At 34.3% G+C, this 18,441-nt stretch carries 15 protein-coding genes, 2 tRNA genes and 1 pseudogene; 3 read left to right on the plus strand and 15 right to left on the minus strand.

Going from position 1 to position 18,441, the window contains the following annotated elements; all coding sequences use genetic code 11:
* Positions 1–5: 5 nt before the first annotated feature.
* From hisA to hisD, 4 genes and pseudogenes are all read right to left on the minus strand, one after another.
* On the minus strand, positions 6–716 hold the full coding sequence (gene hisA, locus HPY60_01800; protein NPV49916.1) for a 1-(5-phosphoribosyl)-5-[(5-phosphoribosylamino)methylideneamino]imidazole-4-carboxamide isomerase: 711 nt from the start codon (positions 714–716) through the stop codon (positions 6–8).
* Complete coding sequence (gene hisH / locus HPY60_01805; protein NPV49917.1) at positions 713–1,324, minus strand: imidazole glycerol phosphate synthase subunit HisH; 612 nt, start codon at positions 1,322–1,324, stop codon at positions 713–715. The genes hisA and hisH overlap by 4 nt, the downstream gene beginning before the upstream one ends.
* On the minus strand, positions 1,314–2,363 hold the full coding sequence (hisC, locus tag HPY60_01810; GenBank protein NPV49918.1) for a histidinol-phosphate transaminase: 1,050 nt from the start codon (positions 2,361–2,363) through the stop codon (positions 1,314–1,316). The genes hisH and hisC overlap by 11 nt, the downstream gene beginning before the upstream one ends.
* Positions 2,353–4,476: pseudogene (hisD, locus tag HPY60_01815) on the minus strand (histidinol dehydrogenase). Before hisD ends, hisC begins: the two are co-directional and overlap by 11 nt.
* Before the next feature lie 196 nt (positions 4,477–4,672).
* Between hisD and HPY60_01820 the strand changes: the two are divergent.
* Positions 4,673–4,747: transfer RNA gene (locus HPY60_01820), tRNA-Gly, on the plus strand.
* A gap of 108 nt (positions 4,748–4,855) precedes the next feature.
* Here the strand turns inward: HPY60_01820 and HPY60_01825 are convergent.
* The 7 genes from HPY60_01825 to HPY60_01855 form a co-directional block, all read right to left on the minus strand.
* Positions 4,856–5,776 (minus strand): prenyltransferase, encoded by a 921-nt coding sequence (locus tag HPY60_01825; protein NPV49919.1) that lies wholly within the window; start codon positions 5,774–5,776, stop codon positions 4,856–4,858.
* A 39-nt stretch (positions 5,777–5,815) separates the two neighbouring features.
* Positions 5,816–6,712 (minus strand): UbiA family prenyltransferase, encoded by an 897-nt coding sequence (locus tag HPY60_01830; protein NPV49920.1) that lies wholly within the window; start codon positions 6,710–6,712, stop codon positions 5,816–5,818.
* A 72-nt stretch (positions 6,713–6,784) separates the two neighbouring features.
* A complete protein-coding gene (locus HPY60_01835; GenBank protein NPV49921.1) occupies positions 6,785–9,529 on the minus strand; it encodes a cation-transporting P-type ATPase in 2,745 nt (914 codons plus the stop codon).
* Positions 9,530–9,536: 7 nt separating this feature from the next.
* Entirely contained in the window at positions 9,537–10,343 is an 807-nt protein-coding gene (locus HPY60_01840) for a universal stress protein (protein NPV49922.1), read from the minus strand.
* Positions 10,344–10,378: 35 nt separating this feature from the next.
* Positions 10,379–10,618 carry a hypothetical protein gene (locus tag HPY60_01845; protein ID NPV49923.1) on the minus strand — a complete coding sequence of 80 codons (240 nt, stop codon included), beginning with the start codon at positions 10,616–10,618 and terminating at the stop codon, positions 10,379–10,381.
* A 48-nt stretch (positions 10,619–10,666) separates the two neighbouring features.
* A complete protein-coding gene (locus HPY60_01850; GenBank protein NPV49924.1) occupies positions 10,667–12,352 on the minus strand; it encodes a PAS domain S-box protein in 1,686 nt (561 codons plus the stop codon).
* Between the two features lie 137 nt (positions 12,353–12,489).
* Positions 12,490–12,564 (minus strand) — tRNA-Glu (locus HPY60_01855).
* A gap of 101 nt (positions 12,565–12,665) precedes the next feature.
* Here HPY60_01855 and HPY60_01860 point away from each other — a divergent pair.
* Positions 12,666–13,400 carry a DUF92 domain-containing protein gene (locus tag HPY60_01860; protein ID NPV49925.1) on the plus strand — a complete coding sequence of 245 codons (735 nt, stop codon included), beginning with the start codon at positions 12,666–12,668 and terminating at the stop codon, positions 13,398–13,400.
* Here the strand turns inward: HPY60_01860 and HPY60_01865 are convergent.
* Entirely contained in the window at positions 13,397–14,344 is a 948-nt protein-coding gene (locus tag HPY60_01865) for an RsmB/NOP family class I SAM-dependent RNA methyltransferase (protein ID NPV49926.1), read from the minus strand. The two genes, HPY60_01860 and HPY60_01865, sit on opposite strands and share 4 nt — an antisense overlap.
* A gap of 43 nt (positions 14,345–14,387) precedes the next feature.
* On the opposite strand from HPY60_01865, the gene cyaB reads away from it, so the two are divergent.
* Entirely contained in the window at positions 14,388–14,897 is a 510-nt protein-coding gene (cyaB, locus tag HPY60_01870) for a class IV adenylate cyclase (protein NPV49927.1), read from the plus strand.
* A gap of 1 nt (position 14,898) precedes the next feature.
* Here the strand turns inward: cyaB and HPY60_01875 are convergent, their stop codons facing one another.
* The 3 genes from HPY60_01875 to HPY60_01885 all read right to left on the minus strand — a co-directional run bounded on the left by HPY60_01875 (position 14,899) and on the right by HPY60_01885 (position 18,224).
* Positions 14,899–15,291, minus strand: coding sequence for an acetolactate synthase (locus tag HPY60_01875; GenBank protein NPV49928.1), 393 nt, complete (start codon positions 15,289–15,291; stop codon positions 14,899–14,901).
* 5 nt (positions 15,292–15,296) lie between these two features.
* Positions 15,297–16,811, minus strand: coding sequence for a sodium:solute symporter family protein (locus HPY60_01880; GenBank protein NPV49929.1), 1,515 nt, complete (start codon positions 16,809–16,811; stop codon positions 15,297–15,299).
* A 129-nt stretch (positions 16,812–16,940) separates the two neighbouring features.
* The gene (locus HPY60_01885; protein ID NPV49930.1) at positions 16,941–18,224 is read right to left on the minus strand and encodes a phenylacetate--CoA ligase; all 1,284 of its coding nucleotides are present in this window, start codon (positions 18,222–18,224) and stop codon (positions 16,941–16,943) included.
* Between the last annotated feature and the right edge of the window lie 217 nt (positions 18,225–18,441).

An 18,441-nucleotide genomic window follows, 5' to 3' on the forward strand; every position in this document is an offset into this window, starting at 1 on the left:
ACAAATCACCCAAAAACTTTTCTTACTTCTTTTAAGTCAATTTTATTAGTGTAAATTGCTGTACCAACGACAGCTTTGTTAATCCCTATTTTATCAAGATCTATTAAATTGTCAATTGATGAAATTCCACCTGATGCAATTATTTCCACATCAGTTATTGATAAAAGCTTTTTATATAATTCTATATCTGGCCCTTTCATTCTTCCCTCTACACCAATGCTTGTGATAAGGTAAGAGGATGCGTACTCTTCCAGATTTTTTGTTGCATCAAATATTGATAGCCCAGAATCTTGAGTCCATCCAGAAATTGACACCTCTTCTCCTTTAACGTCTAAAGCTATGACTATCCTTTTCTTTCCAAATTGATCTTTTATGCTTTTTAGAAGTTCAAGATTTTTAATTGCTGACGTTCCAATTATGAGTTTATCTGCGCCTGCATCTATCAGTTCCCGAAATATTTCTATGCTTCGTATTCCTCCACCAACTTCTGCCGGGATTTTGACTTCTGAGAGAATTTTCTTTATTATGTCCCTGTTAGTATCTTTATTATAGATTGCAGCATCAAGATCAATCAAATGCAAGTAATCCGAATATTCTGCCCACTTTCTTGCAATTGTTAGAGGGTCTGTGTCCTCAAACACTTTAGTAGCAGGATCTCCCCCTACAAGTTGGACACATTTCCGATTAAGGATGTCTACTGCGGGCAAAACTTTCATATTGTATTCTCCACTATACTTATGTAATTTTTAAGAAGTTTTAATCCTGATTCTCCACTCTTTTCAGGGTGGAACTGTGTACCATAGATAAACTCCTTTGCAACTATTGATGGAAACTTTATTCCATATTCAGTTTCTCCAAGGGCATAATCAGGCCCACAGAATGGAGCATATGAGTGGACAAAATAGAAATAAGACTCATTTTTTATTCCCATGAGAAGCGGATCATCATCTAAAAATTCAATGCTATTCCAGCCCATGTGCGGAACTTTTAATCCTTCTGGTAGTTTTTTTACCGAGCCAGGTATAAGATTTAATCCCTTGAAGAATCCATTTTCTTCACTATCTGAGAAAAGCATCTGCATTCCTAGACATATCCCAAGTATAGGTTTGGTCTCTACCTCTTTTTTTAATACTTTAATAAAAGGGGCTAGATTTTTCATTCCATCCTCGAAAGCTCCTACTCCCGGCAGAATAAAGCCATCACAATTATTAAAATCCTCTTCTTTATCTATAAAAATGGGTTCTGCTTTTAGAAATCTAAAGGCTTTGTATACACTCTTTAGATTCCCCATACCATAGTCAATAATACCAATTTTAACAGACATTTAATATCTCCCTTAAGCTAGAAATGAACTTAACACACTCTTCATACGTTCCTACAGATACCCTAAGGTAATTCTTACCTTCAAAGTACCGTATTAGGATATTTCTCTTCAACAATCCTTCGTATATTGTTCTTGGATTTTCTGCTTCAAACAGTATGAAGTTGGCATTTGATTGAATCGGCTTTATCCCTTTTATCTCCTTCATTGCACCATAAAGGTATTTTCGGTTTTCCTTTATTTTTTTAACAGCATCTTTCATGAAATCTTCGTGCTGAATTGCCATTTCAACTACCTTCATAGAGATAAGATTTAGATTATATGGAAGCATAACTTTGCTCATAGATTCAATTAGCGTTTCTGATGCTACGCAATATCCTGTTCTAAATCCTGCAAGCCCAAATGCTTTTGAGAATGTCTTCATGATAATCAGATTATCATACTCATTCAATAAGCCTAATCCAGAATGGCCAGAGAATTCAGCATATGCTTCATCAAGGATTACTAGCATCCCAGTATCCAATATCGGCCTAATTTCCTCATCTGGATAAGCAATTCCCGTAGGATTATTGGGGCTACAAATAATTGCAATCTTGGCATTTTTTGCCTCCATTATAATTTTTTCAAATGGAAGGGTATAATCACTATTAAGCGAGAGGATTATAGGAACTCCTGAGTACACCCTTGCCACGGAAGAGTAAAGTGAAAAGGTAGGGGAGGGGATCAAAACTTTATCAAGAGGAGATATGAATGCTTTGCCTATTGTGTCAAGGATCTCATCGCTGCCATTCCCAACGAGTACATTTTCTTTTTCAAATCCAATATACTCTGCAATTTTGTTTCTTATTTCCGAATTTGTAACTTCAGGATATCTGTTGAGAGGCATTGATAAGAGACTATCATGTAAGGCCCAAACTACCGCTTCGTTTTTCCATGGTAGTTCATTAGCGTGTAATCTAGTTTGATTTCCATCTAATATTGAAACTTCTGAGGAGTATGGCTCAAGGCCCTCTAATAGATCCCTATCAAATTTACTTTTCATCTTCAAACCTCACATTTACAGCTTTTTCATGTGCAAATAATCCTTCTGATTTAGCAAGTGTTGAAACTGTAGGCCTATAAGTCTTTAGCCCTTCCTTTGTGACATACTGGAAGGTATACTTCTTCAAGAAATCGTCAACTGAAAGGCTTGAATAATACTTTGCAAATCCTGAGGTCGGAAGTACGTGATTTGTTCCCGATACATAATCTCCCATAGCTTCAGGAGAATATTCCCCAAGGAACACCGACCCTGCATTTTTGATTTTTGTGAGAAATGAAAATGGCTCCTTGACCATTATCTCAAGGTGCTCAGGTGCAAATTCGTTTGAAAGTTCTATTGCTTCATCTATTGAAGATATAATGAAAATGCCGCCCCTCTTTAGAGATTCTTCAAGAATTTCTTTTCTTGGTAGTACCTTAAGCTCCTTTTCTATTTCTTTCTGAACTTTTTCGGCTAGATTACCTGAAGTTGTCAAGAGATAAGCCGATGCAAGGGGGTCATGCTCAGATTGCGCTAGCATGTCTAAAGCTATGAATCTTGGATTAGAGCTTTCTTCAGCAATAATCATTACTTCACTTGGGCCTGCAGGAAATTCTGTAGGTGTTTCGACAAGTTTTTTTGCCATTGCTACAAATCTATTACCCGGACCAACGATTTTTGAAACTTTCCTAATTGATTCAGTGCCGTATGCAAGAGCGGCTATTGCTTGAGCTCCCCCTACTTTGTAGATTTCATCTACACCTGCAATATCTGATGCTACTAATACTGCATCATTACATCTGCCATCTTTTCCAGGAGGTGTCACAACTACGATTCTAGGAACTCCACATATTTTGGGAGGTATTGCGGCCATTAATACTGTAGAAGGATAAGTTGCCCTCCCTCCGGGCACATAAATGCCTGTGCTATCCAAGGGCAATATCATCTGCCCTGCAGTAATGCCTTTCTTTTCAAACAAAAATGATTGAGGGAGTTCTCTTCTGTGGAAGTCTTCGATATTATCTGCCGATGTTTCAAGAGCTTGAATCAATTCAGTGTCTACGTTGTCATAAGCTTCTGCTATCTCGTCTTGAATTACAAGGAAATCATCTATTCTGACTCCATCAAATTTCAATGTGTATTCCTTGAGTGCTTCGTCTCCCCTTTTTTCGATGTCATCTAGAATTGACTTTACATAACCATCATCTTCTAGTAAGATCTTTCTCTGTTTATTTTTCTCAAATAACTCTTTTGAGCCTTCATAAATTTCAATCAATTAATTCACCAACCTCTCTATTGGAGTAATAAGAATCCCAGTTCCGCCCATCCTCTTTAATTTTTGGATTGTTTCGGATACCTGCTTTTCATCCACCACAAAGTGTGCTGCGACAAGGGATTCTTTTGAGATAACATGCATCACTGTTGGACCTCCAAGACCGTGGAATTCTTTTTCAAATAAAGCCAAGGATTTTGTCGGAAGGTTTACCATGATGTACTTTTTACCTTGTGCGTCTAATACGCTTCTTATAGAGGAAGATAGGAGTTCTATCTCTTCACTCTTTTCTTTAAGACTATCTTTATTTGCTATAAGAACTGCTTCTGATTCAATAATTTTAGATATCGGTTTTAGATTGTTCATTACTAAGGTTGTCCCCGTACTCACTATATCTGAGATTAAATCAGATACACCAAGGTATGGGGCGATTTCAGTTGAACCCGATACTTCAATTACTTTTAGACTAATACCTTTATTTTTAAAAAAGTTATCAGTTACATTTGGAAATTCTGTTACTATTTTTATTCCATCTTTTATATCCTGAAATGACTTTATTGAAGAATTTTTAGGTGCTGCAACGGTGAGTGTGCATTTTCCAAATCCCATTTTTTGTAAAATTTCAACTTCTGCCTTTCTTTCCATAATTATATCAAGTCCAGTTATGCCTATATCGACAACTTGATCCTGAACATATTCAGGTATGTCTTGAGTTCGCACAAATACCGCTTCAATATTTTTTTCTTCGATAAGTGAAAACAACTTCCTACCGCTATCCTCAAACTCGTAACCGGATCTTTTTAATATGTCAAGACAGGGGTTTGATAATCTCCCCTTTTTAGGAATAGCTATTTTTAGCATGAAAATACCTCCGCCAAAAACGGCGTAATTAATGATGGTGAGCAGTACATGACAAAATAATAGAAGAATCAAACTTAACGTTTTCGTTAATTATGCCCATATACTCCACATATGCTTTTTAAAATATCAATTTTTAAGCATTGTGGTATGTAAAAGAGAAAGTTTTAAATATACAATTAAGTCGATAAAAAAAGAAGCGGTCATAGTGTAGTGGTTAGCACCTGAGCCTTCCAAGCTCAAGACGCGGGTTCGAATCCCGCTGACCGCACCAATTCTTTTCTAAAATCAAAATATGATTTAATTAAATTAGAATGGTTCATGTATCACTAGCTGAATAATTTTAGTAAAATTATTAAGCAAGTTTAGACAAATGCCCCGATTATAAAATAAAAATAATTACGGAAGTAAAACTAGACAATGCAATTAAGATCATACTCATAAAAATCATTTTGTTGATCCCCATTTCATGTTTTTTTGATTTCATTTTAGATAAAAAAATGTAAGATATGCATATAGAGTAAATTGGAAGTAATAAATACAAATAACTTAGTTGCCATAAATTGAAAAGAGAATACAGATAAATTCCAAATATCCCAGTAATCAAAGAACAAATAGTAGAAAAGATTAAAATATTTTTAGGTCCAATTATTGATGCCAATGTTTTCTTTGTAACTAATCTGTCCGAATCTATATCTGGTATACCAGCAAGGGATACGCCTGCCAGTGAAGAAAAGAAAATAGGCATAGTTATGATCCAAATTATATTGGTATCAAGGATTCCTTTCTGGAAAACATACCCACAGATAATAACATAGAATCCATGTATAAAGGCAACGTCCAATTCACCTAATCCCTTGTACGATAATTTTAAGGGCGGAGTAGTATAAGAAATCCCAAAAATAATCCCTATGGCTAAAAGAAATAATACTTGATGAGAAAAAAAAGTAATGTTTAACAGGTATCCAGAAAGAATCAAAAGGAACAGTGAAACAAATATTAACGAAGTTTTCAATCCCTTTATTGAAATTTTATTTTCAACTAACATTCTTGAACCACCAGTGAATCTTCCTGGGGTTTTATTTAGCATGTCTGCTTCAAAATCATAGTACTCATTTGTAAAGACTGTTAGAAGTTCAATTAAAAAAATAATTAGATACCCAAAGACATAATTTATTGGAAGAAACAAATCATTAAATCTATAGAAAATCAAGGCTCCTAAAGAATATACTACAAGCGGCATAGAATAAAATTCCAATCTCATTATTTTAATCCAAGAAATAATTTTAGATTTATGCATCATCAAATCTAGTAAAAATAAATAATCTTCTTTTATAATTCTTTATATTATAGTTCCTAGGATTATTGAGATTGAATAAATGGCCATAGACATGTGATACAAAGGAAGGACTTTTAGACCTTTAGTTGGACTTGAATCCTTAATTATGGAGATGGTGCCAATCAATAACAGTACAAAAGGAATTAAAAATCCATAAAGAGTTACTTTAGGAAGGCTTGAAAGAAATATTATGGCCATTAAGAAATGAATAAAATTAAAAAATACAATCCAGATTACAGTTCCTTTGATCCCGTAAAGAACTGTTATAGTATTCATTTTACGGACGATGTCATTTTTAATATCAATTAAATCATTTAATCCTAGATGAGATAATGCAAGCGGATAAAAGAAAAGAAAGAATAACAATGCTACTTTGTCTGGAGCCCCAACACATAAATATCCTGCAACTGGAAATATGGCAAAATCAGTTCTCCCAAGAAGCTGTGCAAAAGGGAACTTCTGACTTCTCTTTTTTATCTGATAAAAGTATTCCATAAGATAACAGTAGAAATAGATCGACATGACGTAAAGAGAATTGGGAAAAGGAAGTGTAAGAATTAGAGAAACAGTAATAATAAAGAATAATAGGAATAATCTTAATGCGTTTTTTGAAGATATGTCTCCAAATGGCAAAGGTCTACTTTTATAGAGCCTCCAATATAAAGTCAGTTTATCATATTCTACATCGCTTTTGTCAATATCTCTATCAATATAGTCATTTAATATCATTCCACCTTCAAATCCAAAAAGACCTATAAGTATAGCTTTAATTACTAAAGTCCAGGAAAACCCTCCATAGTTATAAAATGCCAAAAATAAACCAGAGCAAAATATCAAAGGCCATGCAAACATAAAATGGGCTCTTGTGAGGTCAATGTAAGATTTGAAAGTTTGATTCACTAAATCTCCTTAGTTGAAGCAAGATGAAGGCCAGTTTAAATTATTAATTGTCAAATGGTAAATTAATAAAAATTATATTTCTTTCAATCCTAGCTTCGGCATCAAATATTTTCTTAATTCGTCTACTACGAATATCATTAATGCAAAAGGTAAAATCAGCAAAATTAATTCGGGCTCGATTGATGCAGTTCCAAGAAAAGTCTTAAAGAATGGAATATTTGTAAAGGCTATAATCAATATGATTTCACTGGCTATCCCTAAAAATATATATTTGTTTTTAAAAAATCCCATTTTAAATACGGAATTCCTAAGACTTCTACATCCCATCACATTGACTATTTGGCATATTATTATGGCAGTAAGACACATTGTTGTAGCTTTAAGATAAAGAGGATCAGTAAAAGCTAATTGTGCGCCCCATGTCCATCCCCCTTCTTTTAATACCCACCAAAACCCAAATAGTCCTGCTGCGGCTTCTATCGGGCCCACTAGCCCATATGATTTTAATATTAAAGGAACTGTAAGTAGTCTATCTTTTCTTGAGCGCGGGGGTCTTTGCATAGTATCAATCTCCGCGGGCTCCGTTCCAAGTGCAATTGCAGGGAGCATATCTGTGCCTAAATCAATTGCCAATATCTGAATAACTGTGAGGGCAAGAGGAACTCTAAAGAGTACATATACTATAAATGGAACTATTTCAGGCACATTACTAACTAAAATGTATGAAACAAATTTTCTAATATTATCATAAACGGCCCGGCCTTCAAGTACAGCTTCTACGATGCTCTTGAAGTTGTCATCTATAAGTATAACATCGGCAGCTTCCTTTGCAACATCAGTTCCTGTGCCCATTGATACCCCAATGTCGGCCTCCTTTAAAGCAGGGGCATCATTTACGCCGTCTCCTGTTACAGCTACAACTTCACCCATCTGTTTTAAAGCCATGACTATGTCAAGTTTATTTTTTGGAGAGGACCTTGCGAAAATAATTTCTGGATTTGTCAATAAACTTTTCAGCTCTTCTGTGTCCATTTTAGAAACTTCGCTTCCCTCTACTACAACTGGCGAACCTCCCTCAATTATACCTACGCTCCGCCCAATTGCCTCGGCAGTAAGTTTGTTATCTCCTGTTATCATTACTACCTTGATCCCAGCTTCCTTGCATTTCTTAACTGCCTCTTTAACTCCGATTCTAGGAGGATCTATCATGCCTACAAATCCCAACAATACTAGATCTTTTTCTACCTCTTCCGAATTATAGCTTTGTTTTTCACTTACTTCCCTATATGCAAGTGCCAAGGTTCTCAAAGCCTTTTTTTCAAAATCTTCAGCTTTATCGTGAAGATTTTTTTTATCTTGATGAGTTAAATCAATTTCTTTTCCATTTTTCAATATTTTATTTGATAATCCTATAATCGATTCAGGAGACCCTTTAACGTATGCAATAGTTTTTTCTCCTTTGTATATTGTGCTCATCATTTTTCTATCAGAGGTGAACGGTATTACAAAAATTCTTTCTTCGAGCTGACATGTTGCATCTGTATCGATGATTTTTTTTGCCAAAACTAAAAGAGCCCCTTCCGTAGGATCTCCAATTATGGAATGCTTGTTTTCATTAAAAGTTATTTTTGAATCATTGCAAAAGAAAGAAGTTTTTAAAAGAGGTATAATAGACTCAATTTCTTTCTCTTCTATATCTTTCCCATCGAGCTGGAGTTTCCCTTCGGGTTTGTACCCAACTCCAGAAACATCATACTCTTGGTCATTAACAAATACTTTCTTAACGGTCATTTCGTTTTGTGTGAGGGTTCCAGTTTTATCAGTACAGATTACAGTTGTTGAGCCTAAGGTTTCTACAGAATTTAAACTTTTAATCAGGGCATTTTTCTTTGCCATTTTCTGGGCCGCTATAGACAGAGTTAAAGTAACTGTAGGAAGAAGCCCTTCTGGAACATTTGCAACTATGATTCCTATGCCAAAAATGAAATTTGCTGTGAAAGTATTTCCTAAAGACCAGCCAACTAAAAAGAATGTTACCCCTAAAAGTATGGCAATTAATGAGATATATTTAATAAAATAGGATATCTCTTTTTGTAGTGGGGTGGGGTCTTCTTTTATTTCTTGAGTAAGTCCTGCTATCTTCCCAAACTCTGTTCCCATTCCTACGGCAAAAACTATAGCTTTTCCAGAACCTGAAACTATTGTAGTTCCAGAAAAAACTACGTTTTTTGCCTCAAGTATACTTCCTTTAAAGGGATCTACACTTCTTTTAAGAGATACTGATTCGCCCGTTAGCGGTGCATTATTGACTTTTAATTCATACTGCTCGAGTAGCCTTGCATCGGCAGGAACTTTATCCCCTTCTTTTAAAACAATGACATCCCCAACTACAACCTGATTTGCAGATATTTCTTCTTCTTTATTGTTTCTCAAGACTATGGCTGTCGGTGCCAATAGTTTTTTTAGAGCTTCAGCTGCTCTTTCGGCCTTATATTCCTGATAAAAAGTAAAAAAAGCATTGATGAAAATTACAACTACGAGCGCTATCCCAAGATTAATATTGCCTTCCCCAGGTGCAAGATACTCACCTAAAAACGAAAGGCCGCTTGCGACCCACAATAAAATTGCAAAGAAATTGAAAAATTGTTTAAGGAGCTTAACATACAACGGAGTAATTCTTTTTTCTTGTATCTCATTTGGCCCAAAAGATGAGAATCTTTTTTCAACTTCATCTTTTGAAAGTCCTTCTTTAGAAGACTCAAGAGTTGAAATGGCTTCTTCTACCGAAAGCTCTTGGATATCCTTTATTTGCTCCATCTATATCTTACTCCCTTGACCTCCAAAACAATAAATTAGAGGGAGTCCTCCTAAGTAATTCTTCAGTTTCATTTCCGATAAGAAATTCTTTTAGAATATTCTGAGTCTTGGCTTTAACAAAAAGTATGTCATAGTTAGAAGCCATTGTTTCATCAAGTATGCCGTCTGTGGCATGCTCACACTCTTTTATCACTAAATCAGTAGAAATTCCATTCTCTTTAAGTTGATCTATAAAAGAGGAGTAATATTTTTCAGTTTCGATGAAAGCATTCTGCATTTCTACCTTGTCCATTTTTCCTTTAGGATTTTTAATACACCTTAAAACTGAAACCTTGAGATTTAATGACTTTGAAATTGATTCAATTAAAAATATTCGTTCTTTGGCATGGTAGTCCTTGTTAGAGAGTGGAACTAATAATTTTTTATGTTGTTTTAGGGGCCTGATTTTGACTATTCTAACCCCCATTACCGATGATAAGGCATATTTCATCAGCCTTTGAGTAAAACTACCTATGAAAAAAAGTCCATTTTCTTGCCTTTTTAATGGGGTTACTATCAAATCAAGTTCTTTGTCCCTTATAATTTTGTTTAATTCATAAAGAATGTCGCCTTTAAGTTCTAATATTTCTGTAGATACATTCTCTTGGTTTGCTATTTTATTGATATATTCAATATTTTCTACAATTTCTTTATTATCTGTGTAGGGCACTAAAAATAGAGGCGCTTTTGAACACTTTGAAATCAAAATCGCATACATCGAAACTATTCTAACTTCAATACCCGCATCAACAATCAAAAAGATGCGTTTAAACATTAATAATATTTAGAAAAGGATGTTTATATAACTTCTTATTTTTTAGAATATGTCATATAAGAAATAACTAATATTACAGCAACTACGACTCCTCCAAGTAAAATGCTTGTATTGAAAAAAACAGATTGGATAGGGTCCTCTAAATTTGTAGAAGGTAATCTTATCGAACCTACGAATGATGTGAAGAGTATATAACCAATTACAAGGAAGGGAAGAAGCCTCCCCCAACCGGGACTTTTTGGACGCCTCTTGGGAATTTGATCAAAATTATCCATATTATTTAATCCATCTACAAGTTTATAAATGTTATAGGTTTTGAAAAACTAGATCTTAGCACATTTTAATTTAATGATAAAAATAGTCCCTTTTGGTTTATTGTCTTCAACTGTAATTGTGCCACCATACCTGTCTATTGTCTTTTTAACGATGTAGAGTCCAAGCCCACTGCCTTTGCCACTGCCATAGCTTATACCTTCTTCAAATACATTATCTTTAATGAATTCTGGGATACCCTCTCCCGTATCAGTTATTCTTATTTCACATATATTTTTTTTAGAAGATATGTCAACGTCTATGTTATCTGTTTTCCCATGAACAATTGCATTCCTATAAATATTTTCAAACACTGAAAATAAAGCTTGATCAGCTAGTGCGATTGCATTTCCGTTTATCTTAACCTGAATATGAATATTATTTGAAACTTCCTCAGCTACTTCGGATATAGACACCGGAATTAATTCTCCTTTAGCCATTATAAAAGATTCAAGTTCTCTTATTCTTTCAATTAGCCCAATACCACTATCTATTGAACGATTTAATCTATCAATTGAAGATTTATCATTCTTCTCCTCTAAAAGCCATAAAGAAGATTTCATGATAGTTAGTTTGTTTAAAAGATCATGCCTAAGTATTTTGTTCATTATCTGCAAAGTTTCATTAAGCTCTTCAATTTGATTATTTGATTTTATTAATTTATCTTCCATTTTTTTACGATTGGTAATATCATGTAGAGCAATAATATACCCAATTAAAAAATTTTTAGAATCGTATATATTTGAGATGTCCATTTCAAAAATCTTATTTCCTTTCACTAGATTCTTTTTATTGGCAAGCTTTTTAGAGGATAAATTAAGATATTCTTTGTTGAGTTCAGGCCATATCTCTGAGATCTGTTCTAATTTTTTTCCACAAATCTTACTACTTTCTAATCCAAGAACTTTTTCCATTGAAGGATTAATTTCAACAATTTGATTAAATCTCCCCAAAACAATAATTGCATCATTCATATTTTTAAAAACGTTTAGATATGCAGTTGGTACTATATCTAATAATTGATATTTTGTGATTCCAATTAGTAAGACTAAACCCATTAGAGAAAAAGAAACTGAAGTAAAGTCTAACGGTGAAATAACTATTCGTGATAAATGTATCAAATTTGCAATCCAAGTAATAAAAATAGCAATTATAAATGTTATTTTTTGCTTTCTATTGATTGAGTTAGATAAATTGAAGGATTGAAATAAATAAAATATTCCTATTATAATCAAGAAATAAAAATAGATAATAAAAAGCCAAAATAAAGGCCCATATTTTTTGCCAAATGCCAAAACTCCAGAAATTTCTATAAGAAAGATATCACTCCTGAATAGGTAATGATATTGATTAGTCCATACGATTATTAAGATAAGTAGTGAAAAAGAAGACATTAAAAAAATCAAACTTTTAGTAATATATTTTGATTTCCCAGAATACTCAAAGACAAATAATATCCATGAAACTGGGAATATTACAATAGCCATATAGGAAACGTTATCCCAAAATAATTTACTTGAAAGAGATATACTGCCAAGATTCAATAGATCTGCTAATGCCCAAAAAAATGCAGCAGAAATACAGACAGTTAAGTAACGACTTCCGGGAGACTGTTCTCTTTTTAGAAGAAAGAAGATTATTATGGATGACACTATCGAACTTAATAATAATGGTATTTGATACACTGTTAATTGCATTGTCTGGCCTCAATATATTATCAAATATTTATATCATCTGATAAAAATTAAATTTATTTTTTAAGGCTTTAGTATATTTTAAATTTATTCGCAAAAAAGATTGAGAATTACCCAAAAATTATAATAATTATAAAAAGTGCTCCGGCCGGGATTTGAACCCGGGTCACGGCCTCGAGAGGGCCGAATGATTGGCCGGACTACACCACCGGAGCTTATAAGACTCCTTTAGGGTAATGCTTAAAAAATTTACGGTTAATTCCATGAAGATAGTTTTATAAGTTTCTTAAAGGTAGAAAGTTTCACCGGTGAACGGATGATTACTTCGGAGCATATAATTCTAGCAACGTGTTTTTGCATTATTTTTGGAGGTCTTTCTTTTAAATTTAGGGCTGTTGACCTTTCTGGGTTTGTCGCCGGCATTTTTGTTGGAATTCCAATTATTGTTTTTGGTGGGTTTAGGTTTTTTTTCATTCTAGCATTTTTTTTTATAACTGCATCTATAGCTACAAAATTTAGATATGAAGAAAAGAGCAAAAAAGGAGTAGCTGAGAAAAACAAAGGTGCAAGGAGTTATATTAATGTCTTAGGAAACGGCATTGTTGCTTCTATTTTTGCAGTTTTTTACTATATTGCGCCTGTTTATCTTAATTTGGATAGCAATATATTTTTATATGGATTTCTTGGTGCTTTGGCAACTGCGGCTGCAGATACGGCAGGAGGAGAAATAGGAAGACTTTCTAATTACAAGCCAAGGTTGATAACTAATTTAAAAGTTGTAGAAACTGGAGCAGATGGAGGAGTAACGATATTGGGAGAAATAGCAGAGCTTTTTATTGCTTTTTTAATTGGAATTATGGCTTATCTTGCAGGATTGGGGGACATAAGAATAATTTTTATTACTGGCGTTGCAGGATTTGTAGGATCTAATATCGATAGTATAGTTGGTGCAACTCTTGAAACTTGGTACGACTTTTTTGGAAACAATCATACAAATATTATGGCAACTATTGCCGGCGGGATTTTAGGTTCAATCCTACACTTTTTTTAGAGTTTAGTAATTTTTGCCATAAATAGTCCGTTGGTATTGTGGACATGTGGAAGGGATCTTTTGCATAATGAAATTTCATCAGATAATTTTCTTCCAAAGATTTCTGTAAATCCATTTACAAGAGGAACTCCATTAATATCTGTATCAATATTAGATAATTTAATCTCAAAATTATTTAGGGCCCACTGCACGACAAATTCATTTTCTTCTGGTTCTAGACTGCATGTTGTATAAAGAAGAGTTCCACCATTTTTCAAACTGTCAATAGCAGCTTTAAGAAGTTTTTTTTGAATTTCACTCAAAAATATTATGTCATGAGTCGTCTTTAAAGATTTTCTCAAGCTATCTTTCCTCATTATACCGCTACCTGTGCAAGGCGCATCTAGAAGAATTTTATCGGGCCTATTGTTTATCTTTGTTATTTCTTCCCCACTTAGATTAAATACGGCAATATTCAAACATCCAAGCCTTGAAATATTATTTTTTAGTGCAGATAATCTTCTTTTATTTATGTCAAAGGCATATACTACACCTTGATTTTCCATTATTGCGGAAAGGTGTGTTGTTTTACCACCTGGAGCTGCGCACATGTCCACTACAAAGTCATTTTTAGTAGGTGAAAGAATTGGTGAAACAATCATTTCTGCAACGCCTTGGATGTAAAAGTATCCAAGAAGATTCTCTTGGGTAGAAGATACAGAAAAATTTGATTCCTCTATAATAAATCCAAAATCACTAATATCTTTTAATATAAATCCCCTTTCTGTAAGCCTTTCATATAATTGATTTCTTGATATTTTGATGGTATTGACTCTAATTGAATCTTTGTTTTCCTTTTCATTGGCTTCTAAGAATTCAGGTAGTTTCTCTCCGAACATTTCATTATATCGCTTAAGATTATCAAAGTTATACCCATATTCTCTTGCTATGTCACTTAACTTCATCAAATCAACAAACATATAAAATAGAACTACATTAAAATAACTTATGCTTGAACTTGAGATGAAAGCTAAAATAGACAATTACATAAGGGGAAGAATTGATCAGATCTTAAGGAGGGCAGAGTTCCTTGGAGAAAGAATAGAAGAAGATGTCTATTTTTCTTCCCCAATCAGGGATTTTAAGGAAACTGACGAAGCTTTAAGAGTTAGATATTCGGGGGATAAAGCTGTTTTAACGTATAAAGGCCCAAAGCTAGATAGGGTATCCAAATCAAGGGAGGAATACGAAGCTTATGTTTCAGGAGAAGTAGAGCAAATACTCCATAAACTTGGGTATAAAAAGTTATTAAATGTAAGGAAAAAAAGAAGATTATATCTCTACAAAGATTTTACAATTTCAATAGATGACGTCGAAGAGCTTGGAGAGTTTATTGAAGTGGAGTTAAAATCAGAAAATCTTCAAGACGTTAAGAGAATAGAAAATCTTTTCGAAGATCTTTTTCTAGAAAGTGAAAGAAGGTCCTATCTTGAACTATTGCTTTTGAAAAAAAAATAAATTAATAAATTTTAAATCCTCCTTTAGAAAGGATTTTATTAGCAAGTTCAATGTTGTCCACTTTTAATACCAGTATCTTCTGATTGTCAATAAACCCAAATCCTATTGCATCTTCGATATTGACATTGTTTTCTCCAAGGATTTTTGAAATTTCTGAAATGGTGCTACTATTTAAATTAACACCAACTACGTCTTGTATATTTGCAATCATCTCGTGTTGTGATAGTATTGAAGCTCCTTTTTTTACATCGTTTACAATAAGTCTTACTATACCAAAATCACCTGCATCTGCAATAGCAAGTCCAGATATAGATATTCCTTCTTTGGATAGCTCTTCAATTATCTTTGAGAGTCTTTTTGGTTTGTTTTCAATAAATACTGATAGTATCTGCAAGTATTTCACCTTTTCTTTTGCTGTATGAAAGGCCCAGTCATTGTTTCTTTCAGGACTTTTTCAGATGGATTCTTTGTAACAAGACTTACAACGATCATTGTTATTACTGCTAAGACAAAGCTGTACATGCTAAAGTGCATTGGTAGTTTCATTATGAATTGATGGACAAATCCAAATATAACTGCGGTTGAAAATCCTACTGCCATTGAAGCAATTGCTCCTTCTCTTGTAGCTTTCTTCCAGTAAAGTCCAGCAAGCAAAGGCATTACAAATGTTGAAAGCATTATGCCTATTCCCATCCAGATTAATAGTGCTAAGAGTTGAGGTGGTTTTACTGCAAGATAGAGTGTTAAAGCTGCTGCGACTACGACAACGGCCCTGCTCATCGTTGTAATTGTTTTATCATTAGCTTTTGGATTTATCAAATTCTTATAGATATCCCAGCTGACTGAAGTTCCTATAGTAAGCATAAGTCTGTCAGTTGTTGACATTACTGCAGATAGGACAATAACTGCAAATAACGGCCATATCATCGAGGGTAGAGCTTGATTGACAGCAGCGACAAAAGAGTAGTCAGCGTAAGGTACCGTTAGTAATCCGTCTTGTACCATTGCCCTTGTTCCAAATCCAACGATTTTTATCAGGTACATTATTACAACATATATTCCAAATGCTGCAAATGGTGCAAATTTAAAGTATTTGTCCTTCTTAACTGCAAGTACGTTGTTAATAATATGTGGTGCCGATCCAAGACCAATTGCAAGCAAGAAGAAGAATGACACCAAATACAGTGGAGTCATAAATGCGTATCCTGCGTAAGGGGGATGCATTTGTGGGTATGCAAGATTTACCATGTTTGGATCTATTGAGGCCAATACAGTGTTAATATGTGTAAATCCACCTGCTGCGTTAATAACGAATGGAGAAACTATTAATACTCCTGCAATGATGAATACTCCCTGAATTAGATTTACCCATGCAACTGCATATAATCCACCCAATACCACATACAATAGAACAATTATACCCGCTATTAGAAGTGCTTCAGTATGTGTTATGCCGAAAAGCCATACAAGGACTATACTTATCGCTGTGTATTGACCAACAAGATAAATACTGCTTGTAACGATTACGGCAAGTCCAGAAAGGGCTCTCATGAGCCTTGGACTGTAAAATCTGTTAGCAAAGTAGTCCTGAACTGTCATGTAACCCATTTTTTCTGAAATTTTGTGTAATTTTGTTCCGTAGAACAAGATACATATTGCTGTTGTCAGGGGTACAAATATCTGTTCCCAAATACTGGGCCATCCTGCAACATATCCAAGCCCAGCTACACCAAGAATACTCATACCACTAGTCGCAGAAGAAACAATAAGTATGACAAAGAACCAAAATCCAAGACTTCTGCCAGCTATAATGTAATCCGCACTATTCTTTACTTTTTTAGATGCCCAAGCACCTATAACAAGTATTATTAAGAAGTAGATTACAACTAGAGATGTCGTCATTATTGATGCCATTATTTCTCCTCCTCCGGTTTGTATTTAAATCCCCAAAACAAAAGTAAAAGGGCTATTACTATCGGAACTATTAAAACAACATAAAATGTTACTTCCGGTAGACCAAATATCATTTAATTCCTCCTATCTTCATAAATTCCTTTTATCTATTACTCGTTGTGCTTTACCTTGAGATCTAGGTATAGCTCCTTCTTCAACAAGTTTAACGTCTGCTTTTACTAAAAGAACACTTTTCAAGTCATCTTCAACTTTGTCTTTAAGTTGGATTAAGTCCTTCAGATTTCCTGTGAAAAGGTCTTTTGTCACCTCTATCTCAATCGTCAAATTATCAAGAGGCCCTTTTCTTTCAACAATTATGGCATAATGCCCTTTAAAGGCTGAATTTTTCAAAATTACCTCCTCAATCTGACTCGGGAAAACGTTTACGCCCCTTATGATGAGCATATCGTCACTTCTGCCATGAAGCCTTTCAATTTTCCTAAATGGAAGGCCACAATTACATTTGTCTTCATAAACTTTAGAGATATCTCTTGTACGATATCTAAAGATTGGCATAGCTTCTTTCCATAGTGGAGTAAAAACTAGCTCACCCCTTTCACCTTCGCCTACAAGTTCTCCTGTTTTTGGATCAATTACTTCCATTATGAAGCAATCTTCCCAAACGTGAAGACCATCTTTTTCTTTACATTCGACTGCTACACCAGGCCCGCATAGTTCAGAAAGTCCGTAATTATCGTAGGCATTAATATGAAATAACTCTTCAATTCTCTGCCTCATGCCTTCTCCCCAAGGTTCTCCGCCAAAAACGCCAATCTTTAGCTTAAGATCCTTTGTGGGGTCAATTCCCATTTCTTGAACTGTTTCCCCAAGATATATTGCATATGAGGGGGTGCTTGTAAAGGAGGTTGTACCAAAATCACGCATTATTTCTATCTGTTTCTTGGTGTTACCAGATCCTGTTGGAATTACAGAAACGCCAAGCCTTTCAGCACCGTAATGAAAACCAAATCCTCCTGTAAAAAAGCCATAGTTGTAGATAATTTGCATAGAATCTTTTTTTGTTAGACCTGTCGTTGCTAGAACTCTCGCCATCAAGTCAGACCAAGTATCAAGGTCATTTTTTGTGTAGTAAACAACAGTAGATTTTCCTGTAGTTCCAGAAGAAGCATGAAATCTTACTATTTCTTCCATTGGAACGGCCATAAGCCCAAAGGGGTAGTTGTCCCTTAGATCATTCTTTGTTGTGAACGGAAGTTTCTGAAGATCTTCGATATTCTTTATGTCGTCAGGTTTTAGATTGCACTTCTTCAAAGTATCCTTGAAAAATCGAGAGTTTTTCGAAGCGTACTCTACGCAATTTCTTAGTTTTTTATTCTGATATTCTATTATCTCCTCTCTGGATTTAAACTCCAAAAAAACACCCCGTTAAATTTCCCTAAGTTAGGGATAAATTTTCACGAGGGAATTCAATAGCCATAATAATAATAGCAATAAACTGTAGAGAGAGAGTTCTCAAAAAGAACATAAGTAGGTTCGTATAAATTCTCCCTCATTGAATCCCTCATAGTAAAAACAAATAGGATATTTATAAGGTTTTCTAATTTAACTGGATTTATTTGAATACTGTTCT

It is taken from the genome of Methanofastidiosum sp., assembly GCA_013178285.1.
Classification (GTDB): Archaea; Methanobacteriota_B; Thermococci; order Methanofastidiosales; family Methanofastidiosaceae; genus Methanofastidiosum.